This window comes from Altericroceibacterium spongiae, assembly GCF_003610805.1.
Lineage (GTDB): Bacteria > Pseudomonadota > Alphaproteobacteria > Sphingomonadales > Sphingomonadaceae > Altericroceibacterium > Altericroceibacterium spongiae.
The window spans coordinates 36,825-62,397 of record NZ_RAPF01000005.1 but is presented as its reverse complement, the minus strand read 5'-3'; the positions used below and the strand labels follow the sequence as shown (position 1 = coordinate 62,397).

The window sequence follows — 25,573 nt, the reverse complement described above, 5'->3', positions numbered from 1 at the left end:
GTTTCACAGCGCCGTATCGCCGGTTTCACCGGTACGAATGCGCGTGGTGGAAGCCAGATCGAGCACGAAAATCTTGCCGTCACCGATACTTTCGGTGCTGGCGACCTGCTGAATCGTTTCCACGACCTGCGGCGCGACAGCATCCGTTGCGGCGATTTCGAGCTTTACCTTGGGCAGCATATTCGTCGAATATTCCGCGCCGCGATAAATCTCGGTTTGCCCCTTCTGGCGTCCGAACCCCTTCACTTCAGACACTGTCATGCCGGCGACGCCGATTCCGCTCAGCGCTTCGCGCACTTCGTCGAGCTTGAATGGTTTGATTATGGCGATGATGAATTTCATCACAGACCCCTGTTGCTTACCGGGCCGGTCCCCGGCTGTGAAATGGCTCTGCAACAAGCATGCCAATTCACATTTTCGCTATATAAAGGGGAATTGGGCGCAAGTTTGTGCTCTGTTGCGCTCCCAACTGGCTTGAATCTTGTGCATATGCCCAAAATTTAGGCAGTGAGCTCAAGATCCGCTTTGATCGGTAAATGATCGGAAGCCCGCACCGACAGGGCACTTTGATGGACCGCAGAGGAATGGCAGGTCCATTCGGAGGAAATCACGATCCGGTCCAGTGCGGCCAGCGGGCGGCGGCTGTGAAAACTGCGGCCGGGGCGCAGAACATTCCACCGCTTACCGAATTCACGAAAACAGCCGCCTCTGCCCGACCATTCATTGAAATCTCCGGCCATGATTGCCGGGCCCGGCCTTTCCTCCAGATGTGCGCAAACAGAAGCAATCTGCTGCCGGCGGCGCAAACCCGACAGATCGAGATGCATACCCACCACGCGAAAATTCCATCCGCCCATGGCGAGATGCGCGCAGACAGCCCCGCGCGGTTCGATAGTGGGCAGGCCTATCGGTTCCGCATCGACGATTTCAATGCCCTGCCTCACGAGAATGGCATTGCCGTGCCAGCCGATACTGGCCGGCTTCATCGCCAGCGGCACGAGCTGCCAGTGATGTTCGGCCAGCAGACCGCGTGAGAGGACGGCACTGCGAGCACCGATCCGCCGATCGACTTCCTGCAGCACAACGATATCGGCATCGATTTCATGCAGCACGGTCATGATCCGTTCGGGATCGCGCTTCCGGTCCAGCCCGACGCCCTTATGGATATTATAGCTTGCCAGAGTGAACCGAACCGGGTTCCCGTTATGCCCGGCATCGGCCTTGGTGTCTGGAGCGTTTTTTCCGGATTTTTGGATCATCGGCATCCTGTTTAGGGCGGACTACGCCCTCTGTCACCGTTTCAGGCCCCGTTCGGTTTCGCTCTGGCCCTGCTAAAAGCCTTTATGGCCCCCTTCAATCATGCTCAACGCTCCTTTGTAGCGCTGAACGTCAGGTCCTTATTCTTCTCTTCCTGATAGCCGACATCCCAGGCGGATTTGGCCATGAAAACCAGATCACCATCGCGATCTTTGGCAAGATTAGCACGGTTGAACTGTTCGAAATCCTTCATCGCCGCTTCCGGCCCGGCTATCCAGCGCGCGGTAGAAAATGGCGAGGCTTCCAGCATCGCTTCCACTTTATATTCGGCGGCCAGCCGGTCGACCAGCACTTCCAGCTGAAGTTGCCCGACCACGCCGATAATCCATTGTCCGCCGATTTCCGGGTAGAAAACCTGGATCACACCTTCCTCGGACAGATCGTCCAGCGCTTTACGCAACTGCTTGGTTTTGGTGGGATCTTTCAACTTAACACGGCGCAGAATTTCCGGCGCAAAATTGGGCAGGCCGGTAAAGCGAATCTGATTTTTTTCAGACAGAGTATCGCCCACACGCAGCGTTCCGTGATTGGGGATACCAATGATATCTCCCGCTTCCGCCGTATCGGCAATTTCACGGTCCTGCGCAAAAAACAGGATCGGCGAATGAATCGCTATCGGCTTGCCGAGACCCGAGGGCGTCAGTTTCATGCCCCGCTTAAATGTGCCCGAAACCATCCGCATAAAGGCAATCCGGTCACGATGCTGCGGGTCCATATTGGCCTGAACCTTAAAGATGAATCCGGTCACTTCATCGCGGTCCGGTGAAATCTGTTCATCGCCCGCCGGTTGCGCGCGCGGCGGTGGAGCGTGTGCGGCAATCGCTTCGATCATTTCGGTAACCCCGAAATTCTTGAGTGCCGAACCGAAATAGACCGGTGTCAGATCGCCATTGCGATAGGCTTCTTCGTCAAATTCGGGATAGCCGATTTTCGCAAGCTCGATTTCCTCCGCACTTTCCTCAGGCAAAGACGGATCGTCCTCCCTTTTACCGAGGAATTCCCGGCTGCCGCCTTCGGGACGGCTAACCGTATTACTGGCGAAATCGAACACACCTTCAAACCGGCCGCCCATACCGACTGGCCAGCTTTGGGGCGACACGTCGAGCGCCAGCATATCGGCCACTTCGTCGAGCAGTTCGAAGCCCGGGCGCCCTTCCCGATCGACCTTGTTTATGAAAGTAATGATCGGCACAGAACGCAGACGGCAGACTTCGAACAATTTGCGCGTCTGCGGCTCGATCCCCTTGGCAGCATCGATCACCATGATCGCCGAATCCACCGCTGTCAGCGTGCGATAGGTGTCTTCCGAAAAGTCCTCATGACCCGGCGTATCGAGCAGGTTGAAAGTCACACCATCACGCTCAAAGGTCATGACCGAACTGGTCACGGAAATGCCGCGCTGCTGCTCGATTTTCATCCAGTCGGAACGGGCCCGTCTGGCTTGCCCGCGGGCCTTCACCTGCCCCGCCAAGTGAATAGCACCGCCCTGCAACAGCAGCTTTTCCGTCAGCGTCGTCTTACCCGCGTCAGGGTGCGAGATAATGGCGAATGTGCGGCGATTGGAAGTCATAGATTGTCTCAATATGTGAGGAGAAGCGGTAAGGGCAACACACCATCATCCCGGCCCCGCTCAATGCTCCGCGCTCTCCAACTCAGGAAAAACTGCGCGAAACACCGAGGCGAGCCGAAGCCGGATGATTGTGCTGACAACCTATCCCCGCAACTCAGCTCCCTGTTTTGCGGCGGCTTTCACGACCTTGTCGGAAATCACCTTGAGGTCTTCTTCCGTATAGCTTTTCTCGCCCGGCTGCAGAGTCACTTCTACCGCCAGCGATTTCTTCCCTTCAGGCACGCCAGCGCCCCGGAAATCGTCGAAGATACGCGCATCGACGATATTGGCTTTATCGGCGCCCTTCACGCTGCGCAGCAGGTCGCCTGCCGGTACATCCGTATCAACCAGGAAGGCAAAATCGCGCATCACAGTTTGCAGAGTCGGGGGAGCATAAGCAGGACGAGCGAAGTTCTGCCCGCCCTTCTTACCCGGAATAGCATCAAGAAAAATTTCCACAGCCATAACCGGACCTTCAATATCGAACGCTTCCAGCGTCCGGGGGTGCAAGGTGCCGAAACGGGCCAGGACATTCTTGGGGCCAAGCCGCAAGGTCGCCGACTGGCCAGGATGGAACTGGTGCCCGGCTTCGCCCATCACCTGCAACCTGTCAGCCGGTGCGCCCGCTTGATTCAGCAGCGCCAGAGCTTCCGCTTTAGCATCGAAAGCATCGAACGGCACAGATTTGCCTGCAGCCCAGTCACGCGGGGCCCTTTCACCGGCAAGCAGCACCGCCAGCGTCGGCCGTTCATCGCTCATCCCGTCCGCACCACGCAGATAACGGCGACCGACTTCGAAAAGACGGATGCCCTGCGCTCCACGATCCATATTGCGCTTGGCTGCCGACAGGAGCCCCGGCAGAAGCGACGGGCGCATCGCCTTCATGTCTTCGCTGATCGGATTGTCGAGCAGCCAGAGAGCCTGACTATCGATAGCGAAATGCTCTGCCTCCGGCACCGGGATGAAAGACCATGTCACCGCTTCATTCAGGCCTCGCGCAGCAGCAGCACGGCGTATCCGCCGTTCCACCTTCTGCTGCTGCGTGGCGGTCGGACGGGCGACGCCTTCCACACGCGATAATGCGGCACTCTGCACCTTATCGAGGCCATAGATACGCACCACCTCTTCAACCAGATCGGCAGGACCTTCGATATCGGGGCGCCAGGTAGGAACACCGACCTGCCAGTCTTCGCTCGCCATAAAGCCGAGCTTTGCGAGAATGGCACGTTGCTCTGCCTCAGGCACATCGACACCGCCCAGATTGCCGGTCAATGCCGGATTGAAGGATACCGTTCGGGCGCCAAGCGGAGGTGCTCCGGCCCGGACGATATCGGAAGCTTCGCCACCACAGATTTCGAGAATGAGCTGTGTCAGAAGATCGAGCCCGTCATCAAGGAAAGCCGGATCGACTCCACGCTCGAAACGTGTGCGCGCATCGCTGGCAAGACCGAGCTTGCGACCGGTAACGCCTATTGCTTCGGGATTGAAATATGCGATTTCGAGAAGAACATCGGTGGTTTCTTCAGAAACGCCGGACTCCTCACCCCCCATAATACCCGCAATATCATGCACACCCTGATCATCAGCAATCACGGTCATGCCGGGTTCAAGCGTATAACTCTTTTCGTTCAGCGCCAGGACCTGTTCGCCGTCCTTTGCGTGGCGAGCGACAACCGGACCTTCGAGCTTAGCGAGATCATAGACATGAGCGGGACGGCCAAGACCGAGCATCAGATAGTTGGTAATATCCACCAGAGCCGAGATCGGGCGCTGCCCTGCATCGCGCAGGGCATCCTGCATCCACTGCGGTGAAACCCCATTCTTCACACCGCGGATCACGCGACCGAAAAAGGCCGGGCAACCTTCGGGCTCATCGATCCGAATTTCGACCGGACAGGGAAATGTTCCTTCCGTCTTGTTGATTTCAAGAGGCTTCAGTGTACCAAGACCTGCCGCCGCCAGATCGCGCGCTATGCCGTATACCCCCATGCAATCGGGGCGATTAGGCGTAATAGCCACATCGAAAACGGGTGAAGATGCGCGATATTCAGCGAACGACGTGCCGATCGGCGCATCATCGGGGAGTTCGATAATTCCGGCGTGATCGTCGCCAAGATCGAGCTCACGTGCCGAACACATCATACCGTTGGATTCAACACCGCGAATAGCGCTCTTGCGCAACTTCATACCATTGGTCGGCACGACCGCACCGGGTAACCCCAGAACGCCTTTCATCCCGGCCCGCGCATTGGGTGCGCCGCAGACCACCTGCAATGCTTCGCCTTCCCCGGTATCCACGCTAAGCACCTGAAGCTTGTCAGCATCCTTGTGCTTTTCAGCTGTCAGCACATGGGCCACACGAAACCCCGCCAAGGTCTCTGCCGGATCTTCCAGTCCCTCGACTTCGATACCGATCGCATTGAGCTTCGCCGCAATATCGTCGGCCGATGCTTCGGTGTCCAGATAAGTTTTCAGCCAGTTCAGGGAGAATTTCATGCGCTGGCTCCTACACCGGCGGAAAGTGTGGGCTGGTCAAACGCGGAAAATCCGTAATGCGCCATCCAGCGCACATCGCCATCGAAGAAAGCACGAAGATCGTCCATGCCATATTTGAGCATGGCGAGCCGGTCGACGCCGGTGCCAAAGGCGAAACCCTGCCATTCATCGGGATCGAGCCCGCTCATTTCAATAACGCGACGGTTGACCATGCCGGAACCGAGAACCTCCATCCAGGCATGGCCTGGCGCATCACCCGATCCGCCAACCACACGGCGGCCTTTTTCGACTGAATAACCAACATCCACTTCCACCGAAGGCTCGGTGAAAGGGAAGTAAGAGGGGCGCAGGCGCAATACGATATCATCCCGCTCAAAGAAGGCTTTGAGGAACGTTTCCAGCGTCCATTTCAGATGGCCAAGATGAATATCGCGATCAATTACCAGGCCTTCAATCTGATGGAACATCGGCGTATGCGTCGCATCGCTATCCGACCGATAGACCCGGCCGGGTGCGATAATGCGAACCGGCGCACCCTCTGCCATCATTGTCCGAACCTGAACCGGGCTGGTATGCGTTCGTAACAGCATCCGGCCGCCCTTCGGCGCCTGATCGGGAAAATAGAACGTATCGTGCATCGCCCGTGCCGGATGGCTCTCAGGCATGTTGAGCGCCGTGAAGTTATACCAGTCATCCTCAATTTCCGGCCCCGTCGCGACCGCGAAACCAAGATCGGCAAAGATTTCCGCCAATTCGTCCATCACCTGACTGACCGGATGAACCGAGCCTTTGGGCTCCGCAGGTTCGGGCAGTGACAAATCGAGCGTCTCAGCCGCCAGTCGCGCTTCCAGTTCGGCAGCTTCCATTGCCTGTTTGCGATCAGCCAGTGCGCCGGCAACTGCCTGCCGCAAGCCCTGAATTTTCGGGGCCTTTTCCTGCCGTTCCTCCGGGCTCATCTTACCAAGAGTCTTCAGCAATGCAGATACGCTGCCCTGCTTGCCAAGATACTCTACGCGCAATGTTTCCAACGCACCAAGGCTTTCCGCCTCGGAAATACGAGTGCGGGCTTCCGCTTCAATCTGTTCCAGTTCCGCCATTTTTTCTATCGCAAAGAAGGTATGGCTGGCCTGTTAGACCCGGGAAGGCTTCAGCCCAACCCCTAATTGCATCTTACCATGCGAGTGGCAGATGAAACCGGATGCTGTGTCGCCCCCAAATCAGTCAGTCGCTGATTGAGAACGAGATTCATGATGGGATGCTCCATATCGGCATATTCGCGGGGCGTCAGATCCATGAAGCTGCGAAATTCACGCACAAACTGCGCCTGATCGAAATATTGCGGGTCCAGCACTTCCGACCAGCTCTGGCCAGAATCGAGCATGAAACGGCCGATACTTCGTAAAAAACGCTGCCGCCGGAGCAAAAATTTCGGCGGAAAACCAAAATAGCGCGAGCAAAGCCGCTCCAGCGAACGGGCTGACATATCCACCCGTTCAACCAATTGCATGACGGTCGCTATATCTGGATCGCGCAAGGCATTCTGACAGGCTAGAATCTGTTTTTCCTGCGCTGGCGGCTCATCCAGCTGTTCCAACAGAAAGTCACTAATCCATTCGGCAATCTCATCAGACGTACGCCCTTCAGCCTCGACAATTTCCTGAATCGGGCGGAACTGCTGAAAAGGGGGAGTATGACTTCCGTCAAAAAAACGGTCGGTGACGGTGCGGGCGGGGACATCCATAAATTTTGCCCAGCCAAGCGGATACATAGCAAGACCCCAGATAGAACAATTACCCAGTTCGAAATGAATGCTGCGACTGGTAGGGCCGTTGGCGACAAAGGGCCATGTTGTCTGACGCGGCTGTTTGCCGATGGCCGCGCTGGGAGGCAGACCTTTAACGAAATGAAACTCAGTGGAAACCGGATAAAGAACATCAAAAACTGCTTCATCCGGCGGACAGCATATGCGAATGCCAAATAGTGTTGCGAAATAAGGGCTGAGCTTTTCGCTAAAGCGATAGGAACTTCCCTTTACCGCGGCATTCTTTTGCATTCTACAGAAACTCGATAATTCTTGGCATTCCGATGAAATACTGAGTTAGCTAGCGCTATCAGCACAACCATTCCGGAATATACCATATAGTATCGCAAGCAATAAAAAAGGCACCGGGTAAAGCCGGTGCCTTTTCAAATAATATAGTATGACTGGAAGTTGTCAGGCCGGAAGTGCGTCTTTCGCCTGCTTCACAATGACACTGAAGGCTGCGCCTTCATTCATCGCAAGATCAGCCATCACCTTACGGTCCAGTTCGATGCCGGCAAGCTTCACACCGTGCATGAACTGCGAGTAGGTCAAACCTTCGGCGCGGACAGCAGCGTTGATACGCTGAATCCACAGGGCACGGAAATTCCGTTTTTTGATCTTACGGTCACGATAAGCGTACTGGCCGGCTTTTTCGACAGCCTGGCGAGCAACGCGAATCGTGTTCTTGCGGCGGCCGCGATAACCCTTGGCCTGATCGAGCAACCGCTTATGTTTCTGGCGCGTGGTAACGCCGCGTTTAATACGGGGCATGGTCTAGCTCCTGATTTCCTGAAAGAACGGGCTCAATCGAGGCCGTATGGGGCCCATTTCTTCACCGTCCTGGTGTCCGCATCGGACAGGACGGAAGTGCCACGGTTCTGGCGGATATATTTGGCATTATGACTGATAAGGCGGTGACGCTTACCAGCAACGCCGTGCTTGACCTTGCCATTGGCGGTGAGCTTGAAACGCTTCTTAACACCGCTCTTGGTTTTCAACTTGGGCATTTTCGTCTCCTTTGTTCGAGACACGTCTGACCAGCCCTGGCAGCCCTTGTCGCCAGACCGGCCTTGGAAATCGTGTCAATGAAGGCAGCGCCTTTATGCCGCCGCTAGCTGAAAAGCAAGCCCAAAGAGGTTGTGAACAGGGCAGGCACTTCTCATTCGCCGGAATAGGGCCGGAAACCGGTTTCCAGTAAATAGCGAGTAAAATCGCCATGTTCTAACGGCACCAGGTGGTCACCAATCTCACGATTATAGAAATAAGCCTGAGACATCATAGTCGACCCATCCTCTAGTACCGCTTCCATAACGATACGGCGGTATTCGCTATTGGCAGGATCATGCGGATCGATTCCTTCGAAGAGATCAAGCGCAGCCATATCTACACCCCTTGCCTCATGAACCATGCCATGCACCCGAGCAGTTCCCTTTATTAGCACAGGATAGGAACCCTCTGGATCAGGCACTGCATAAAGCATCCCCTGCACCGTTCCTTTCCGCCCCGGCCCGAGATCAGCAAGCAATGCCTTAACAGCAGGAGGAGCGACATCGCCCAGCAACACACCGTAAAAGAACAAATGCGTTACCCGATCGGGCACAATCGGCCTCCCCTGTCACGAAACGACGATCAATGAGTGCAAGCAAGCGCCTCGACCACATCGTCGAGCCTGGCGGGATCGCCCAGAGCAATGACATGGCCATCCGAATCTGCATGGAGCGGATCTCCATTCCAGTCGCTCATCGATCCACCCGCACCTTCGACAACCGGTACGAGCGCAGCAAAATCATAAAGCTTCAACCCGGCTTCGCAGACAATATCGACATGGCCTGACGCAAGCATCGCGTAATTATAGCAATCGCCGCCCATCACCATGCGCTTATGATCAGTCCTGGCAGCAAGGGCCATGAAGTGCTCACCCTGATGGTCATCGAAATAATGCGGACCGGTGGTGGCCAGTACAGCCCCGTTCAATTCGCGGCAGCGCCGTGTATGAACCGGCTTGCCGTTAAGGGTTGTTTGCTGCCCCGTCACGCCCAGCCATCTTTCGCCGAGAATCGGCTGATCGATCACTCCCAATACCGGGAAGCCCTCGACCAATAAGGCTATCAATGTTCCGAATATTGGCCGGCCGGCAAGAAAGCCTACTGTCCCGTCTATCGGATCGAGAACCCATTGGCGACCCGACAGGCCTTCGGATGTACCAAATTCCTCACCGACGATCCCATCCTGAGGTGCAGCTTCATTAAGAATGGCCCGCATAGCCTCTTCTGCCGCCCGATCCGCGACCGTGACCGGCGAGGCATCGCCTTTCCGTTCAGGGTCGAGCGGTGTCCGAAAATGCGGGCGAATCGCTTCCCTGGCAGCATCGGCCAGACAACCCGCCAGAGTGATATCAACCCGCAGATCCATATCAGTCGAACAGACTCGAAACCGAACTTTCATCCGCAATCCGGCGTACCGCTTCGCCGATCAGGGGCGCAATGGTGGCTATGCGGATCTTATCAGAATCCTTGGCCGCATCCGTCGGCAGGATCGTATCGCAGATCACAAGTTCCTTAAGCGCAGAATTGTTTACGCGCGCCACCGCACCGCCCGATAGCACGCCATGGGTAATATAGGCTGCCACACTCTTGGCTCCGTTATCGAGCAAGGCCTGCGCTGCGTTACATAATGTCCCGCCCGAATCGACAATATCGTCTATCAGAATGCAGGCACGGCCCTTCACATCACCGATAATATTCATCACTTCCGATTCACCGGGACGATCGCGACGTTTATCAACAATGGCCAGCGGAGCGTTATCGAGTCGCTTGGCCAGTGCCCGGGCCCGGACCACGCCACCGACATCGGGAGACACAACCATCAGTTCCTCATGACCGTAACGCGCCTGAATATCGGCTGCCATAGTCGGTGCGGCATAGAGGTTGTCGGTCGGAATATCGAAGAAGCCCTGAATCTGTCCGGCATGAAGATCGACCGAAAGCACACGATCAGCGCCGGCCTGAGTAATCAGATTGGCCACGAGCTTGGCTGAAATCGGTGTACGCGGCCCGGGTTTACGGTCCTGCCTAGCATAGCCGAAATAGGGGACCACTGCTGTGATTCGCTTGGCAGATGCACGCTTCAGCGCATCGATGCAGATCAGCAATTCCATCAGATTGTCATTGGCGGGATAGCTCGTCGACTGCACGAGAAACACATCCTCACCACGCACATTTTCATGGATTTCGACGAAGATTTCCTCGTCGGCAAACCGGCGGACCGAAGCATCGGTCAGAGGCAGTTCGAGATAGGCAGCAATTGCCCTGGCGAGCGGCAGATTGGAGTTGCCGGCCATGATCTTCATCGGAGGAAGCCCTTTTCTTGCACAGATACGCTTATTTCCGCGGCTCTAGACAAGAGTCATATGATTGCAACCTGAGAAGGCCTGCTCGGTATAAAAGCAGGCCTTCTGTGTGCTTCTGGCACCAGCTCCTGAACCGAACAGGGCCGAGGTGGCACACTAGCTGCCTGTTACGCCGTACGATGTTCGCCTTTAACCCAGCGCACAGTACCGGAACTTGCACGCATTACGACGCTGTCCGTTGTCATCTTACCGCCACGCAGACGCTTAACCCCTTCAAGCAGAGACCCGTCGGTCACGCCGGTTGCGGCAAAGATGCAGTCACCCTTAGCGAGGTCTTCCAGCAAATAAATGCGATCAAGATCGTCGATACCCCATTTGCGGGCACGAGCGCGTTCATCATCGTTGCGGAAAACCAAACGACCATTAAACTGCCCTCCGGCGCAGCGCAGAGCGGCCGCAGCCAGAACGCCTTCGGGAGCACCGCCTTGCCCCATATAAATGTCGATCGTAGTGTCCTCATCGGTGGTTGCAATCACACCGGCCACATCGCCATCTGGAATGAGATAAATCCCACAACCGATTTTGCGCAATTCAGCGATAATATCGGCATGACGCGGCCGGTCGAGCACACAAACGATAACTTCAGCCGGCGAAACGCCCTTGGCTCTGGCCACAGATTCGACATTCTCGGTCACGCTCTTTTCAAGGCTGATGACACCTGGAGGGTAACCGGGACCTACTGCGATCTTGTCCATATAGACATCGGGTGCGTTAAGCAGGCAACCTTCTTCCGCCGCCGCCAGAACGGCAAGAGCATTGGGTCCCGCCTTGGCGGTGATCGTCGTTCCCTCCAAAGGATCCAGCGCAATATCGATTTTAGGCCCTTTGCCCGGAGCACCCCCAACCTTTTCGCCGATATAGAGCATCGGTGCCTCGTCCCGTTCGCCTTCACCGATGACGACAGTGCCATCCATATAAAGTTCGTCGAACGCTTTCCGCATAGCTTCCACTGCAGCAGCATCGGCAGCCTTTTCATCGCCCCGCCCCACAAGGTTGGAGGCTGCGATCGCAGCGGCTTCGGTGACGCGCACCATTTCCAGCACCAGCACGCGGTCAAGTACCTTGCTGGCGGTGATCTCTTTTTTGTTCATGTGCAGTTCAATCCCTCTCGGCAGGTCATTGAAAGGCTTAGGACGAGGACTTTCGAATGTCGAGAATAGTAAGTCCTCTGCTTTCTATATATGGTGCACTTTTTGCACTTCCGTCGATAGCATGTGCCCAGATCACGGCGGAAGATGCCATTGCCAAAGCAAAAGAAGTTTATGGCCCTCCCCCGCCGGATGACCAGAAGCCTCGCTGCCCACAGCAAACTATCACTAATGAAATAATAGTGTGCAAAGAACTGGAAGAGCAATCGCAGTTCCGCGTGCAATCTACAGCAGATCTTGACCCGCACTCACAAGAAGCACTGGATGATGGCATGGTGCATGCCCCAAATGTTGCAGCAGCCAGTCTGACAGCATACGGACAGGCAAGTATGAGAGGGTGCGGCATTCAGAGATGCCCAGCGCCACCGGTCTATATGATAGACTTCCAGTCATTGCCCGAACCTCCCGAGGGGTCAGACGCCGATCTGATTGCTAAAGGCCGGAAACCGGCCGACTGACATCAGCTTCCAAGAAGACGCATAACGAGCGGCATTTCAGTCAGGCTTTCAGAGCCTTCGAGAAGCTTGAGTGCATCTGTCACACAATGTTCAGCGCATTCATGCGTAACCATCACCACCAAAACTTCACCCGAATCGCCCGCCTGCCCTTTCTGAATCAGACTTTCTATCGATACACCCGCATCGCGCATGGCAGCGGTAATCTCCGCCAGCACGCCTGGCCGGTCAGTCACAGTGAAGCGCAAATAGGCACGATTGAGACGATGGCCCGATTCGGCAGGTTCCAAACGGTCCAGCTGTTCGACCGGTATTGAGAAAGGTGCACTCTCTTCACCGCGTGCAATATCGATAATATCGGCCATCACCGCACTGGCCGTCGGCCCGTCGCCGGCCCCAGCGCCCTGAAACAGCAAGCGACCGACAAAGTTGCCTTCAAGCACGACAGCATTTGTAGGACCGTCAACCGCTGCCAGCGGATGGTCACGCGGAACAAGATAAGGCTGAACACGCTGAAAGAGACGAGGCGCCCCACCGGCTTCGTGATCGGTATCAGCCATACCGATAAGACGAATGACATATCCCAGCGAAGCTGCTTCCGCTATATCCGCAGCGCGGATCCGCGTAATGCCGGACATATCGATAGCATTGAAATCAACCCGTGCACCATAGGCAATCGCTGACAAGATGGCGAGCTTATGCGCTGCATCGACACCTTCGATATCGAAACTGGGGTCCGCTTCGGCATAACCCAGCTCCTGAGCTTCTTTCAGTACATCGCCGAAGTCACGGCCTGTATCTTCCATCGTGGAAAGAACATAATTACAGGTGCCGTTGAGAATACCGTAAATGCGGTCGATTTCATTGGCCGCCGCGCCTTCCCGCAGGCCTTTGACCACCGGAATGCCGCCTGCAACTGCCGCTTCGAACTTAAGCGCGACGCCGCGTTTTTCAGCTTCCTCAGCCAAGGAAAGGCCATGATGTGCGATCATCGCTTTATTCGCGGTGACCAGCGATTTACCGGCGTGGAGAGCATTGCGGGCAAGTGTAAGGGCCGGACCGTCAGATCCGCCGACCAGTTCGACCACGAGGTCGACATCGTCACGTTCTGCCATCGCGGTCATATCGTCTTCCCAGACATAAGGGGAAAGATCGACGCCCCGATCCTTGCTGCGATCGCGCGCACTTACGGCGCTAATTCGGATAGGACGGCCTGCCCGCTTCTCGATCAGCGGGCCATTGGCCTCGATCAGCTTGATGACGCCAGCGCCAACAGTTCCCAGTCCAGCAAGTGCGATACGAAGCGGTTCAGCCATGCAATCCCTTTCTCGTTCGCGCCGCGAATTAGGGATCAAAGCGCTATTTGGCTAGGCCGATTTCACAAATATGGCTGTGGATTGCAATATTATGTCGCCTTAACCCGGTTTGGGCGCCCAATCATGCTGGCGTTCACAATCGCCTAACCCCTGCAGAATCAACTTATAATCCGCTTCCGCGCGATAACGCGCTGCTCCGCTGGTCTGCAAAAAGGCGGAATTCGATATAGAGCGCGGCAGAAAACAGGCGAGGCGATACCACTCCAATGTGTCAGGCTGCGGTGCATCGGCTGCCTGATCCACAATTTCACTCCATGACACACCCCAGCGCGGTTGCTGGCCCGGGCGACGAACCAGAGTAAGCGAAACAGGTTCATCGTTTTTCGTATCGAGGAAAAACTGTGTTTCCGATTCGCCAGCGAGATTGCCGTCGATCGAAATCACTTCTCGCACACCGGTCACTTCCGGCGGTGCATCAGGAGAAGACACAGCGGTAAGAATCGGGCGAAGACGATCCTCAAGAACCGGTGTCGCCGGCAGTTGCGCATCGGGTGCAACCAGCCGCAACTGCCCCGGCCGACCCGGAACGGAATTGGCGAAAATAATCACAGATTGCTTCTTGAGCTTGGGCGCCTTCCCATTTTTATCCACTGGCAAGTCGACCAGATAAACGAATGACGCGCCTTGCGCGGATGGCCCAGCCAACAAGGCCTCGGTTTCCGCTTCCACATATAGACGAACATACCCAGACTTGAGCCCGGGAGCCCGCTCAGGCTCAACCGTCGCCTGATCCGTAATACGGGCCTTGATGACCAGCTTCGCCCGATCCGCCAGATCAACCAGATCGGCATAAGTAGCCTGCGAATCGGTTTGCGTTGCAGAAGGCAATGGCGATTGCGCCTGAAGCGCAGAGACACATCCGGTAAGCATAACGGGCATGCCCAGCAACGTCATTGCCCGCCAGCCGGAACGAATCGTCAAAAACATTTTCTTGCCTTTCATAGCCTGCAACCGTTCTTAGCGCTGAACGTATAGAGCAGGTTTCCGCTCCCGAGCCACGCCTTTTCGGATACATTTTTGCGCTAAAATATCGCACTTTTCTGCGTGTTCAAAAGCCGAGAATGCTTAGCAGAACATTAACACTGCATTGCCTTGCAATATCCGTCCGCCTCTTCATTTCAAGTGAAACGACCGCCCCATGATTCACGGCTGGATTGACAAAGCGATTGCCCCAGCGGGCATCGCTCGCTAAACACTCCGCAGAAAACGGCGCTTTGACAACATTAAATAAGTCGTTCATGCCTGTCACACCGCCCGGCATCTGCCGGTGCTTGCCCGCAGGTATTTAGGGTGGACAAGTTTCGTTAGCACCTGTCAGGATAGAGTTCCTGATTTGGTGTACCGCCGGGTTATGCCCGGTAGCCGCAAATGGAGTGATGCGACTGGATGGCTTACGCTGACCAACAAATGAGCGGCAATAAGATTATTGCCATTATCATCGTTGTTCTCATCCACCTCGCTGTCGGATATGTGCTGATCACGGGGCTTGCCTATTCGGCTGCCCAGAAGGTCATTGAGCGTGTGACGACGGTGGATATCGATGAACCCCCGCCCCCCGAGCCGGAGGATGAACCTCCGCCTCCGCCGCCTGAACCTGAAACGGCTCCGCCGCCACCGGTTGCGCCGCCGCCACCGATTAATGTGAGCACGAAGCCGCCTCAGATCGAGACACAGATCAATATTCCGCCGCCAGCTCCGCCTGCGGTGATTGTGCCTCCTCCGGCAGCCCCTGCTCCGCCGCCCCCGCCGCCGCCTCGGTTCGATCCGAAGCCTGCGGAACCGCGGAACAATCCGGGTACCTGGGCAACGCCGAACGATTATCCTTCACGTGCTCTGCGTGAAGAACGTGAAGGCGTAACCCGCTTCCGGGTCACGGTTGGCACAAACGGGCGTGTTGAAAATTGCACGATTATCGGTTCGAGCGGTCATCCAGACCTCGACGAAGCGACCTGCAAGAATGTGACACGCCGCGCTCGCTTCCGGCCGGCAAAGGATGGGAACGGTAATGAAACTACCGGATCTTATACCAGTGCTGTTCGGTGGGTGATCCCCGATTGATTTAATCTCTGCGCCCCTTTCGCGGAGAGAGGGGCGCTTCCACAATTTCACTTGCTTTTGTCTAGAGAGGACTAACCCGCATGCTTATCGACATTCTGGCCGCTGCTGGCGGCGAAGCGGCGCCGCAGAACGCCTTCGGCTTCACGGAAGCCCTCGAACAAGGCGGTCTGATTGCGCAGACCATTTTCGGTATCATGGTCATCATGTCCGTCGGTACCTTCTTCATTCTGATCACCAAGCTGCTCGAGCAGAACAAGATCCTTCGCCAGTATAAGGGCGTCCGTAACGGCTTCTGGAAAGCTAACACTCTTCAGGAAGGTGCTAACAAACTCGAAAAGAACAGCGCATGGCGTCAGCTCGTCGATGACGGTCTGGCCGCTCAGTCGCAGCACACCAAAATGACAGACAGCCTCGAAGCACATGAGTGGATGCACGGTTCGCTCGCTCGTTCCGAAGCATCGATCAATTCTCGCCTCTCCGGCGGTCTGCCGTTCCTCGCTACCGTGGGTGCTACCGCACCGTTCATCGGTCTGCTCGGTACGGTTATCGGCATTTATCGTGCTCTCATCAGCATCGGTCTCGCCGGTTCGGCTTCGATCGACAAGGTTGCAGGCCCGGTCGGTGAAGCTCTCATCATGACCGCTATCGGTCTTCTCGTGGCTGTTCCGGCCGTGCTGGCCTATAACTGGCTGCAGAGCCGCAATAAGCGTATTGCCGAATTGCTGAGCGGTTTTGCTACCGACCTGCTGGCCAACATCAGCTCCAATGGCGCTGTGAAGCCGCAAGTCATGACCAAGGCCTCCACCCAGCAGGCAGGCAAGACTGCCGCGAAGCCGGCGGCAACCACCGCCAAGCCGGCCACAAAGGCCTGAGGCACAAGCCTCAACACGTCGTCTGGGTTCAGGGACGGGAAATCCGGCATGCGGGCTTGCCCGTCCCACCCAAAAACGAAGTTTTGAGTTAGGACAGAAACCATGGCCATTTCGACAGGCGGCGGCGGCGGCGGCGAGACCCCGATGTCGGACATCAACACCACGCCCTTGGTGGACGTGATGCTGGTGCTCCTGATCATCTTCCTCATCGCCGTCCCGGTCGCCATCCAGACGATCGAGAAGCTGAAAATACCGATTTTCGAATCGACCGAATCCAAGGATAAGGTTGAGAATCTTCTGCTGACCGTCACCACAACCGATGCCGCAGGCCGCAGTGCAGGCGATCCCGGTTATGAAGGTGCGAGCCGCGACGGTGAATGCCGGGTCTATTTCAACAATATTACCCCGGTCGATTCGCAGGAACTGTATGACAAGGCATTTGAACGCCTCGACAATATCGTTCAGCGCGAAGGCGGTATCGAAGCAATTATCGCAGATCCGGAAAAGATCCCACAGGTTCATATCCGCGGTGATGTCAACGCCCCGTGGCGCTGTGTTGCCGGTACGATCTTTAACGTCCAGGCAGCCGGTTATCCAACCGTTGGCTTCATCTCGAACCCGGTCGATCCCAACGGTTGATCGACCTGGCTCAGGAAATTCAGGAGTAACATCTCATGGCAATGTCAGGCGGCAGCGATGATGGCTCGCCGATGATGGAAATGAACACGACGCCGCTTATCGACGTCATGCTCGTTCTCCTCATCATGTTCATCATCACCATTCCGGTTGCTACCCACTCTGTGGATATCGATCTTCCGACACCTTCCAACGCACCGACCGACAACGTCGACCCGGTGAAGAATAAGGTGGTTCTTACCCAGCGGGATGAAATCCTCTGGAATGGTGAAGCGATCAATCAAAATCAGCTCATGGCCAACCTTCAGGAAACACTCAGTTTCCCGGTTGAGCCCGAACTGCAGTTTGAGCCGGAATCAATGGCCAGTTACGATCTTTCAGCCAAGGTGCTGAACATTATCAAGGGATCGGGTGTTTCCAAATTCGGGTTTGTCGGAAATGACAAATACCGCTCTTTCGGAAAAGCTGGCTGATTCAGCTGCATCGGTTTAGCAAAAAAGGGGCGGAGCAATCCGTCCCTTTTTTGTTATCCAGCTTACGTACGGCCTAACTTCTGTGTCTGTTATCATCGCCACACATTGTCCGAATCTGTACATCAGAGCCAAGCTTTGGCGCAGCATTGCAAAGCAAAGTAATCGAATTCCATTTTCAACGATATGACAGTTCCGGCATCATAGCGGCATTCGCCAGGCTTTCAGCTTCCAGCAACAACGCATCATCCGCAGCGCCTTGCGGCAAGCTTTCGCGCCCGATCATAACCATAACCGGAACAGCCAGCGGGCTGACGCGATCCAGTGTTACATGAACCAGTTGTTCGCTGGCCCTGTCGAGCATATCGCCCAGTCGACCAATGTCAGTCATGCGTGCGCGGGCATCTGCCCAAGCCGCTTTCAGCAGCACATGCTCGGGCTCATATTTGCGCAACACGTCATAAATGAGATCTGTTGAAAAAGTGACCTGACGACCGGATTTGCGTTTACCCGGTTGCTGACGCTCAACCAATCCGGAAATAACCGCCACTTCACGAAAGGCGCGGCGTAACAGATAGGAATTTTCGATCCATTCAACGAATTCATGTGCGAGAATATCGGGAGACAAGAGCGGTGCCGGGTCGATCACCGGCTTAAGTCCCCACACGGCAAGCGAATAGTCATTCGCTACAAAACCCAGAGGTTGCAGTCCCTGCTCTTCCATTCTTTTGGTAATCAGCATCCCGAGAGACTGATTCGCGTTCCAGCCAACGAAAGTGTAATAAGTCGTGTAGTGCACGCCGCCATGAGGATAGCTTTCCACGAGCAAACGCCCCGGAGCCGGCATTTGTGATCGCCAGTCCTGCATTTCCAACCATTCACGCACATCATCGGGAAAGCGATTCCACCCGGCACGGTCATCAAGCAGAGCAAGGACCCGACCCGAAAGATGCGTGGTAAGGGGTAGACGCAGTCCTCCATAGGAAGGAATCATCGCTGCACGGCTTGTAGCTTTTACGAACAGGTCCATATCCTTGACCTGCTCCACTTCCAGACTCATGCCCGCGAAGGAAAATGTGTCGCCCGGCCCCAGCGTTGCAGCAAATCGCTCCTCTACTTTACCCAGTGCGCGACCGTTGCGAAACCGTACCTGCACCATCTCGGCATCAACGATAATGCCTGCATTCAGGCGATGACGTGCGGCATGATCGGGATGTGTCAAACGCCAGACACCTTGGCGATCCCGAATGATCCGGCGGAACCGGTCATACGCTTCCAATGCATAGCCGCCTGTAGCGACGAAATGCAGCACACGCTGCCAGACGTCTTCATCTACCCAGGCATAGGACAGAGATGAACGGACTTCACCTAGCAGCTCCACCTCATCGAAAGGCGCGGCGCAGGCGCAAGCCATGATATGTTGAGCAAGAACGTCTAGGCCACCTGTCCGAAAGGCTTCCCCATCGCGCTCACCTTCATCGACCGCCTCCTTAGCCGCCGTCGCCTCAAGAAATTCAAAGCGATTTCCGGGAACCAGAATAGCACGACTAGGCTGATCCAGCCGGTGATTGGCACGGCCAATGCGCTGTAAAAGGCGCGAGGAGCCCTTGGGAGCACCCATCTGGACCACACAATCTATGTCACCCCAATCGACACCCAGATCGAGGCTGGCTGTCGCCACAAGGGCCCGTAGCTCACCTCTCGCCATCGCCCCTTCCACCTTTCGCCGCGCTTCACGGGACAGCGAGCCGTGGTGAATACCGATTGGCAACAAATCTTCATTCACATCCCAGAGCTTCTGGAAAATAAACTCGGCCAGAAACCGCGTATTGGTGAAAATCAATGTGGTCCGGTTGCACCGAACCTCCTCATAAAGCTGCGGGACCGCCCATGTCCCGGCATGACCGCCCCAGGGTACTCTTTCCCGATCGGGAAGCAGAATATCGACCTGAGGCGCCGCTCCCTTTTCGCCTTCTATCAGTGCAACGCTGTCCAGATCGCCCCATGGCGCCAGCCATTCACAAAAGCTTTCGGGATTGCCCAGAGTCGCCGAGAGGGCCGCACGCTGCATGTCCGGCGCGATGGCCTGCAACCGCGCCAGAGACAGTGCCAGCAAATCTCCTCTCTTGCCCGTCGCGAATGCATGAACTTCATCGATAACCACCCGTTTCAGACTAGAAAAGAGCTCGAAACTGTCGGGATAACTCAGCAATAGAGACAGCGACTCGGGGGTTGTAAGGAGAATATGCGGCGGACGGCCGCGCTGGCGTTTTTTGCGGTCCGACGGCGTATCTCCGCTTCGCGTCTCGATCCGCAATTGCAGGCCCATTTCTTCAACCGGCCTCAGCAGATTGCGCTGTACATCATGCGCGAGGGCTTTCAGTGGAGAGATATACAGGGTGTGCAGCCCGTCGGGAGCCCCCTTCCCCTGCAATTGCGACGGTACGAAAGCGGCCAGCGTAGGCAGGAAGCCGGAAAGAGTTTTCCCTGCTCCCGTATCGGCGACAAGCAGAGCGTGCCGCCCCGCCTCACTGGCGTCAAACATTGCCTGCTGATGATCGCGTACACGCCATTCTCGCTGTACGAACCACTCTGTAATTTCCGGCGGAAGAGATGCATGAGTCATGGCCTCTCTTCCCCCTGGGAACAGGAGGAATCAGGCCTTAATCGGGGCAAATACAGGCAGGCGGGAAAGCTCTTCATCTGACAGAGAAATGCATAACAGATCGTTCAGTGCCTGCCGATATGCGCTCCTGCCCGCCAGTTTCCGCTTCTCATACCGACCGGAGCCATAAACGGACAGAACAGGGCCAGACAGCGACACAAAACCATCTGACAGAACAATACTGGCAATACACAGAGTACTAAACCGCCCGCCGGGAACAGTAGATGCCCAATGACTGGCCTGCCGGAGATCGGCCTCGGCGATTTCTGCCAGATCGAAACTATATTGCGGTTGCCAGTCCGAATGATGCTGCCCACGCCCGTCAGTGGCTTCAGCCGGCCCGGCCCGTTCGAGCAGCCATTCGCCCTGCAGCGCCCCAACCTTACCGATTCTGCGCAAACGATGCCTCGCACCATCCAGTGTTTGCACCTCAGCCCCGTCACATAATGGAAGCGGCGGTACATAGCTGCCACCAAAACCGGCATCGGCCAGCCAGTCTTCACCGTCGACATTTGCAAGCAGCAGAATATGCGATCGGGCAGGCAGGAATTCGCCAGCACCGCCCAGCAAGACACGCGCCAGCAAAGGACGATTGGCTATGCCGCAATCCGACAGCATGTCGGAAAAAAGGCGATTATGTTCGAAACAATATCCACCTCGCCGTCGGGTCACGAGCTTGTCGAACACCGTTTCGCTATCGATTTCGATCGGACGACCGAGCATCACATCGAAATTCTCGAAAGCAATGGCCTGCCGATGGGCTTGCTGAAGCTGCGCCAGACCGGAAGGATCGGCACCCGGCACCGTGCCGAGGCCGATCCTGTCACAATATTGCCGAAACCGGTCTGTCATCGGCAGCGATGGATCAATGCGCCGCCTGCGGACCGCGCTGGAGGCCCGATTTGGCGAGCTGATCGTCAATTTGCGCCATCAGCCGTTCAAGACCTTCCTCGCTATCGCTTTCGGCGCGAGCGACCAGCACGTCCTGCGTGTTGGAAGCCCGCAGCAGCCACCAGCCGTCATCATTGGTTACGCGCACACCATCGGTGGCATTCACATCGTCCGGACTGTCGGCCAGACGGTCTTTCACTTCGTCGATAACCGCGAACTTGCGGCTTTCATCGACCTGAAAACGCATTTCCGGCGTATTGATCATGTCAGGCATCCCGCCTCGCAATTCGGTGACCGATTTGCCCAGACGTGCCGCGGCGGCGATCAAACGAATACCGGCATAAAGCGCATCGTCATAACCGTAATATTCATCGGCGAAGAAAACATGGCCACTCATTTCGCCTGCAAGTGGAGAGCCGGTTTCCTTCATCTTGGATTTGATGAGGCTGTGGCCCGTCTTCCACATCAGCGGATTGCCGCCACAGGCAGCCACATGATCGAACAATGCGCGCGATGCTTTCACATCGGCGATGATTGTCGCCCCTTTAGAGCGCCGCAGAAGATCTTCAGCATAGATCATCAGAAGCTGATCGCCCCAGATCACGCGACCTTCACCATCTATCGCCCCGATCCGATCGCCATCACCGTCAAAGGCAATACCGAAATCAAGGGATTTTGCGGATACGAGGCTTTGCAGATCCGCAAGGTTTTCCACCACAGTAGGGTCAGGATGATGATTTGGAAAATCCCCGTCCACTTCGGTGTAGAGCAGATGATGCTCACCCGGCAGCTTCGCCACCAGCTTTTCGAGAGCGGGGCCGGCGGCACCGTTCCCGGCATCCCAGCCGATCCTGAGACTGGCAAGGCGTTCCTGATCGATACCATCGAGGCCAGCCAGCAGCCGGTCGATATAATCTTCCATGATATCGCGGGTCTCGACCTCACCGGTTCCGTCGGTCCAGGCTCCGGCGGCGGCAAGCTCCCCGATTTTCTGGATGTCGGCACCGAAGAAGGGCCGACCTTTAAACACCATTTTGAAACCATTGTAATTGGCGGGATTGTGGCTGCCAGTTATCTGAATGCCGCCATCTACTTCTTCACTTGAAGCCTCGGCATAATACAGCATCGGCGTGGGGCCGAGGCCGACTCGCACCACATCGCAGCCGCTGGCATTCAGCCCTTCGATCAGGGCATGTTCGAGCATCGGGGAACTGACCCGCCCGTCATAACCGACCGCCACTTTCTTACCGCCGGCCTCGCGCAGCAATGTCGCAAAACCGCGTCCGATGGCGCGCGCATCGTCTGCTCCCAGCGTTTCACCAATAATGCCGCGAATATCGTACTCACGGAGAACGGAAGGATCGAATTGGTAGCTCATTTATGCTCCTTTGGTGCAGGCAGTCGGGAGAGCAGCAGGTCTCTTGCAGCATTGGTTGCATGAACCTGTTCACCACTCCCACCCCGATCCGGATGGACCGAAGCGATGCGCTGCCTGTGCGCGTCGATAATATCCTGGCGCGATGCCCCTTTATGCAGCCCCAGTAATGTCCGGGCCCGGTCTTCATCCCGTGTCGTCGCCTTCAGATAAGCATATTCCCATATCCAACGCCCGGTAAAGGCCCGCCATGCACCTATTATGACAGCGGAAAGGAGCAGGAATTTGGTCATGTATCAGGCAGACTCCACAGGTGACCCGGCGGTGGCCGGGGACGCGATGAAAGGCAGGTTGAGGCCTTTCACCATGCCGCGCAATTCCTGACGCGCAACAAGATGACTGGTTCCCAGCTCGCCAAGATGGCCTTTATCGAGCAAGGTCAGGCCGGACGGAAACAATTCGCGATAGATCACCCTTTCCGAAAGACCGCCAGTGATCCGGAAACCCACGCGTTTGGACAATTCGCGCAGGGCATCGTCGATCCGCCTCTGATTGCGCGCTTCGATATGCTGGGTACGGTTGCGCACCACCACCCAGTCCATTTCACGGCGCTGCTCATGAATTTGTTTCAGGGCTCGTTTCTTGCGGGTTTCCCAGATCAATTCGGCATAAAAGCTCAGGCGGCGCACCTTGAAGTTCTCCGCATCGACCTGTCCGATAAGGTCAAAATCGACAAAACTGTCATTGAGCGGGGTCACCAGCGTATCGGCCTGTGTGGCGGCATGGCGGGCCAGCGGATCGTCCCGGCCCGGCGTATCGAAAATAATACAATCATGCCCCTCACCCAGCGCTCTGGCTTTGGCTTCGAATTCTTCGATATTGTCACCGTCATAGACATCGAAGCTGGCTGTCGGCAACGCAATATCCCGGCGCAACGCCGTTTCTGCGCGATTTTCCAGATAGCGAAAAAGCGTCCGCTGCCGGTGATCGAGATCCAGCGCAGCCACTTTGACGCCCTGATAAGCCAGAGCCACAGCAACATGCACGGCGGTGGTGGATTTACCGGTACCGCCTTTTTCATTGGCGAATACGATCCGGTGTGGAGTGGTTTGCGTCACAAGCCTTGGGCTTTCTCTTAATGTGTCTCAAGTTTAAGGGCAGCTACGAACAGTCCTTATCGGAGGCCCGAATCGGGTGCAAATTATCAAGCATATCATTCCACTGCGCGATTCCGTGGAAGCCCTGCGCAACGGCGCAGCAGGACGCAGTGCCGAAACCGTCGCTCTGATCCCCACAATGGGGGCCTTGCATGAAGGCCACCTTACGCTTGTGCGTGAAGCCCGGAAGCGTGTCGACCACGTGGTCGTGTCGATTTTCGTCAATCCCACGCAATTCGGGCCAAATGAAGATCTGGACGCCTATCCCCGTCAACTGGAACAAGACAGTGCTACGCTGGAACGCGAAGGCGTGGCGATTCTCTGGGCACCGGATGTGACGGAGGTCTATCCGGAGGGCTTCGCCACCAATATTTCCGTCTCCGGAGTCAGTGAAAATTATTGCGGCGCCGCGCGGCCGGGCCATTTCGACGGTGTGGCAACCGTGGTGTGCAAATTGTTCAATCAGGTACGGCCCGATTACGCCTTTTTTGGAGAGAAAGACTGGCAGCAACTGGCCGTGATCCGGCGAATGGCGCGCGATCTGGACCTGACACTGCCCCATGCCGATCATATTCACGGTGTGCCCACTGTGCGGGAGGAAGACGGACTCGCACTTTCAAGCCGCAATCGCTATCTTAGCCCCGAAAATCGGCAGCGTGCTATCGCGCTGCCACGGGCCATCAGGCGCACAGCCGACCGGATCGAACGGGGCGAGGATGTCAGTGCCAGCCTGTCCGAACTGAAAAGGGCACTGCTGGAAGCAGGCTTCTCCTCCATCGATTATGCGTCTCTTGCCGATGCGACAACGCTGGAACCGCTCGACACACGGCCCGACAGGCCGGCTCGCCTTCTGGTAGCGGCCCGGATCGGAACGACACGGCTAATCGACAATATGCCGGTAGCCGGGTCGCACGATAAACCCGCACCCTAGAGACAGCCCTTAGCTCAAGAAGGCTGTCCGGGGCGGCGGATTTATTCGGAAGCTTCTGCAACCGTGCTGATCGGTACGATGGCAAGATCGCTGTGATCGACAGCGTGGCACCCGTTTTCATCTTCAATCAGCGTGGCGTGGAAAGCCTGTCGGATATGGCTTTGCATGACGTGTTTCGCCCAGGCACCGTCACGCACTTCAAAGGCCTGCATGATCTCGTCATGACCGGCATGGCTGCGATGCAGCCCCGGAATCCCATATCTGAGCGCTGTACGCTGCAGGACCGGCTGTTCGACCAGCAAGGCAACAAGACGGCACAGACGCGGCGAATCCGCGATTTCCAGAATATAGTCATGGAATTCGCGATTGATGGTGACGAAACCGTCAAAATCAGCCGGTTCTGCAAGAATCGCCTGTTTGATGCGATCGTTTATCTCGCGCAGACGAGCGATCTGTTCCGGGGTCGCACGCATCGCCGCCCGTTCTGCGGCATGGCCTTCGAGCATGGCGCGCAATTCGAAAATCTCACCGACTTCCTCATCCGACCAGACCGGTACGAAAGAACGCTGCGTATCGGTTCGCAGGACAAGCATATCCGCTTCCAGCCGCCGCAAAGCTTCGCGGACCGGTGTTCGCGAAACGCCGCACATTTTGGCAAGGTCTTCTTCCTTGAGCTGCGTGCGAGGCTTGATTTCACCCGAAAGAATTCTGGTACGGATATATTCATATGCCTTTTCAGAGGCACGAGACATAGCATTCCTATCGTTACTATCTGATGCAACTACGAACAGTGCTGTTTATTGTACACATTTAGACAATCGGTACCGTAACGACAAGAAAATAACACCACCTTTTGTTCAAAAGTGCATCAGAACGGGCTCCCGACTGATGCACTTTTGATCTT

Annotated in this window: 26 protein-coding genes; 5 read left to right on the top strand and 21 right to left on the bottom strand. The window is 56.2% G+C overall.

Going from position 1 to position 25,573, the window contains the following annotated elements; genetic code table 11:
* Positions 1–3 precede the first annotated feature (3 nt).
* The 15 genes from D6851_RS10465 to D6851_RS10390 form a co-directional block, all read right to left on the bottom strand.
* Positions 4–342, bottom strand: coding sequence for a P-II family nitrogen regulator (locus D6851_RS10465; protein ID WP_120324857.1), 339 nt, complete (start codon positions 340–342; stop codon positions 4–6).
* A gap of 158 nt (positions 343–500) precedes the next feature.
* On the bottom strand, positions 501–1,259 hold the full coding sequence (locus tag D6851_RS10460) for an endonuclease/exonuclease/phosphatase family protein (RefSeq protein WP_120325090.1): 759 nt from the start codon (positions 1,257–1,259) through the stop codon (positions 501–503).
* 104 nt (positions 1,260–1,363) lie between these two features.
* Positions 1,364–2,887 (bottom strand): peptide chain release factor 3, encoded by a 1,524-nt coding sequence (locus tag D6851_RS10455; RefSeq protein WP_120324856.1) that lies wholly within the window; start codon positions 2,885–2,887, stop codon positions 1,364–1,366.
* Positions 2,888–3,028: 141 nt separating this feature from the next.
* Positions 3,029–5,422, bottom strand: coding sequence for a phenylalanine--tRNA ligase subunit beta (gene pheT, locus D6851_RS10450; RefSeq protein WP_120324855.1), 2,394 nt, complete (start codon positions 5,420–5,422; stop codon positions 3,029–3,031).
* A complete protein-coding gene (gene pheS, locus D6851_RS10445; RefSeq protein WP_120324854.1) occupies positions 5,419–6,519 on the bottom strand; it encodes a phenylalanine--tRNA ligase subunit alpha in 1,101 nt (366 codons plus the stop codon). The genes pheT and pheS overlap by 4 nt, the downstream gene beginning before the upstream one ends.
* Before the next feature lie 62 nt (positions 6,520–6,581).
* Positions 6,582–7,475, bottom strand: a complete 894-nt coding sequence (locus D6851_RS10440) for a helix-turn-helix domain-containing protein (RefSeq protein ID WP_120324853.1) — start codon at positions 7,473–7,475, stop codon at positions 6,582–6,584.
* A 162-nt stretch (positions 7,476–7,637) separates the two neighbouring features.
* On the bottom strand, positions 7,638–7,997 hold the full coding sequence (rplT, locus tag D6851_RS10435) for a 50S ribosomal protein L20 (protein WP_120324852.1): 360 nt from the start codon (positions 7,995–7,997) through the stop codon (positions 7,638–7,640).
* A 32-nt stretch (positions 7,998–8,029) separates the two neighbouring features.
* Positions 8,030–8,233 carry a 50S ribosomal protein L35 gene (rpmI, locus tag D6851_RS10430; protein ID WP_120324851.1) on the bottom strand — a complete coding sequence of 68 codons (204 nt, stop codon included), beginning with the start codon at positions 8,231–8,233 and terminating at the stop codon, positions 8,030–8,032.
* Between the two features lie 152 nt (positions 8,234–8,385).
* Positions 8,386–8,826: a gamma-glutamylcyclotransferase family protein gene (locus tag D6851_RS10425; protein WP_183030061.1), complete on the bottom strand. Its 441-nt coding sequence runs from the start codon at positions 8,824–8,826 to the stop codon at positions 8,386–8,388.
* Positions 8,827–8,855: 29 nt separating this feature from the next.
* Entirely contained in the window at positions 8,856–9,638 is a 783-nt protein-coding gene (gene hisN / locus D6851_RS10420) for a histidinol-phosphatase (protein WP_120324849.1), read from the bottom strand.
* Between the two features lies 1 nt (position 9,639).
* The gene (locus D6851_RS10415) at positions 9,640–10,575 is read right to left on the bottom strand and encodes a ribose-phosphate pyrophosphokinase (protein ID WP_120324848.1); all 936 of its coding nucleotides are present in this window, start codon (positions 10,573–10,575) and stop codon (positions 9,640–9,642) included.
* Between the two features lie 167 nt (positions 10,576–10,742).
* Entirely contained in the window at positions 10,743–11,726 is a 984-nt protein-coding gene (glpX, locus tag D6851_RS10410) for a class II fructose-bisphosphatase (protein WP_120324847.1), read from the bottom strand.
* Positions 11,727–12,243: 517 nt separating this feature from the next.
* Positions 12,244–13,554 (bottom strand): homoserine dehydrogenase, encoded by a 1,311-nt coding sequence (locus D6851_RS10400; RefSeq protein WP_120324845.1) that lies wholly within the window; start codon positions 13,552–13,554, stop codon positions 12,244–12,246.
* A gap of 99 nt (positions 13,555–13,653) precedes the next feature.
* A complete protein-coding gene (locus tag D6851_RS10395; protein ID WP_147395464.1) occupies positions 13,654–14,535 on the bottom strand; it encodes a hypothetical protein in 882 nt (293 codons plus the stop codon).
* A gap of 127 nt (positions 14,536–14,662) precedes the next feature.
* On the bottom strand, positions 14,663–14,854 hold the full coding sequence (locus D6851_RS10390) for a hypothetical protein (RefSeq protein WP_147395463.1): 192 nt from the start codon (positions 14,852–14,854) through the stop codon (positions 14,663–14,665).
* 146 nt (positions 14,855–15,000) lie between these two features.
* On the opposite strand from D6851_RS10390, the gene D6851_RS10385 reads away from it, so the two are divergent.
* From D6851_RS10385 to D6851_RS10370, 4 genes are all read left to right on the top strand, one after another.
* Positions 15,001–15,672: an energy transducer TonB gene (locus tag D6851_RS10385; RefSeq protein WP_120324842.1), complete on the top strand. Its 672-nt coding sequence runs from the start codon at positions 15,001–15,003 to the stop codon at positions 15,670–15,672.
* Between the two features lie 80 nt (positions 15,673–15,752).
* On the top strand, positions 15,753–16,544 hold the full coding sequence (locus tag D6851_RS10380) for a MotA/TolQ/ExbB proton channel family protein (protein ID WP_120324841.1): 792 nt from the start codon (positions 15,753–15,755) through the stop codon (positions 16,542–16,544).
* A gap of 102 nt (positions 16,545–16,646) precedes the next feature.
* Positions 16,647–17,183 (top strand): ExbD/TolR family protein, encoded by a 537-nt coding sequence (locus tag D6851_RS10375; protein ID WP_183030060.1) that lies wholly within the window; start codon positions 16,647–16,649, stop codon positions 17,181–17,183.
* 35 nt (positions 17,184–17,218) lie between these two features.
* Positions 17,219–17,653 carry an ExbD/TolR family protein gene (locus tag D6851_RS10370; RefSeq protein WP_120324840.1) on the top strand — a complete coding sequence of 145 codons (435 nt, stop codon included), beginning with the start codon at positions 17,219–17,221 and terminating at the stop codon, positions 17,651–17,653.
* A gap of 175 nt (positions 17,654–17,828) precedes the next feature.
* Here D6851_RS10370 and D6851_RS10365 read toward each other — a convergent pair whose 3' ends face one another.
* From D6851_RS10365 to D6851_RS10345, 5 genes are read right to left on the bottom strand one after another with little or no spacing between them, the layout of a single operon-like run.
* Positions 17,829–20,276 carry a ligase-associated DNA damage response DEXH box helicase gene (locus D6851_RS10365; RefSeq protein WP_120324839.1) on the bottom strand — a complete coding sequence of 816 codons (2,448 nt, stop codon included), beginning with the start codon at positions 20,274–20,276 and terminating at the stop codon, positions 17,829–17,831.
* 30 nt (positions 20,277–20,306) lie between these two features.
* A complete protein-coding gene (locus tag D6851_RS10360) occupies positions 20,307–21,167 on the bottom strand; it encodes an arylamine N-acetyltransferase family protein (RefSeq protein WP_120324838.1) in 861 nt (286 codons plus the stop codon).
* A 13-nt stretch (positions 21,168–21,180) separates the two neighbouring features.
* The gene (gene pgmG / locus D6851_RS10355) at positions 21,181–22,584 is read right to left on the bottom strand and encodes a phosphoglucomutase/phosphomannomutase PgmG (RefSeq protein WP_120324837.1); all 1,404 of its coding nucleotides are present in this window, start codon (positions 22,582–22,584) and stop codon (positions 21,181–21,183) included.
* Complete coding sequence (locus D6851_RS10350) at positions 22,581–22,874, bottom strand: J domain-containing protein (RefSeq protein WP_120324836.1); 294 nt, start codon at positions 22,872–22,874, stop codon at positions 22,581–22,583. Before D6851_RS10350 ends, pgmG begins: the two co-directional genes overlap by 4 nt.
* A 3-nt stretch (positions 22,875–22,877) precedes the next feature.
* Positions 22,878–23,699: a division plane positioning ATPase MipZ gene (locus tag D6851_RS10345; protein ID WP_120324835.1), complete on the bottom strand. Its 822-nt coding sequence runs from the start codon at positions 23,697–23,699 to the stop codon at positions 22,878–22,880.
* A gap of 76 nt (positions 23,700–23,775) precedes the next feature.
* Here D6851_RS10345 and panC point away from each other — a divergent pair, with 76 nt between their 5' ends.
* Positions 23,776–24,669, top strand: coding sequence for a pantoate--beta-alanine ligase (gene panC, locus D6851_RS10340; RefSeq protein WP_120324834.1), 894 nt, complete (start codon positions 23,776–23,778; stop codon positions 24,667–24,669).
* A gap of 41 nt (positions 24,670–24,710) precedes the next feature.
* Here the strand turns inward: panC and D6851_RS10335 are convergent, their stop codons facing one another.
* Positions 24,711–25,421: a GntR family transcriptional regulator gene (locus D6851_RS10335; RefSeq protein ID WP_120324833.1), complete on the bottom strand. Its 711-nt coding sequence runs from the start codon at positions 25,419–25,421 to the stop codon at positions 24,711–24,713.
* Between the last annotated feature and the right edge of the window lie 152 nt (positions 25,422–25,573).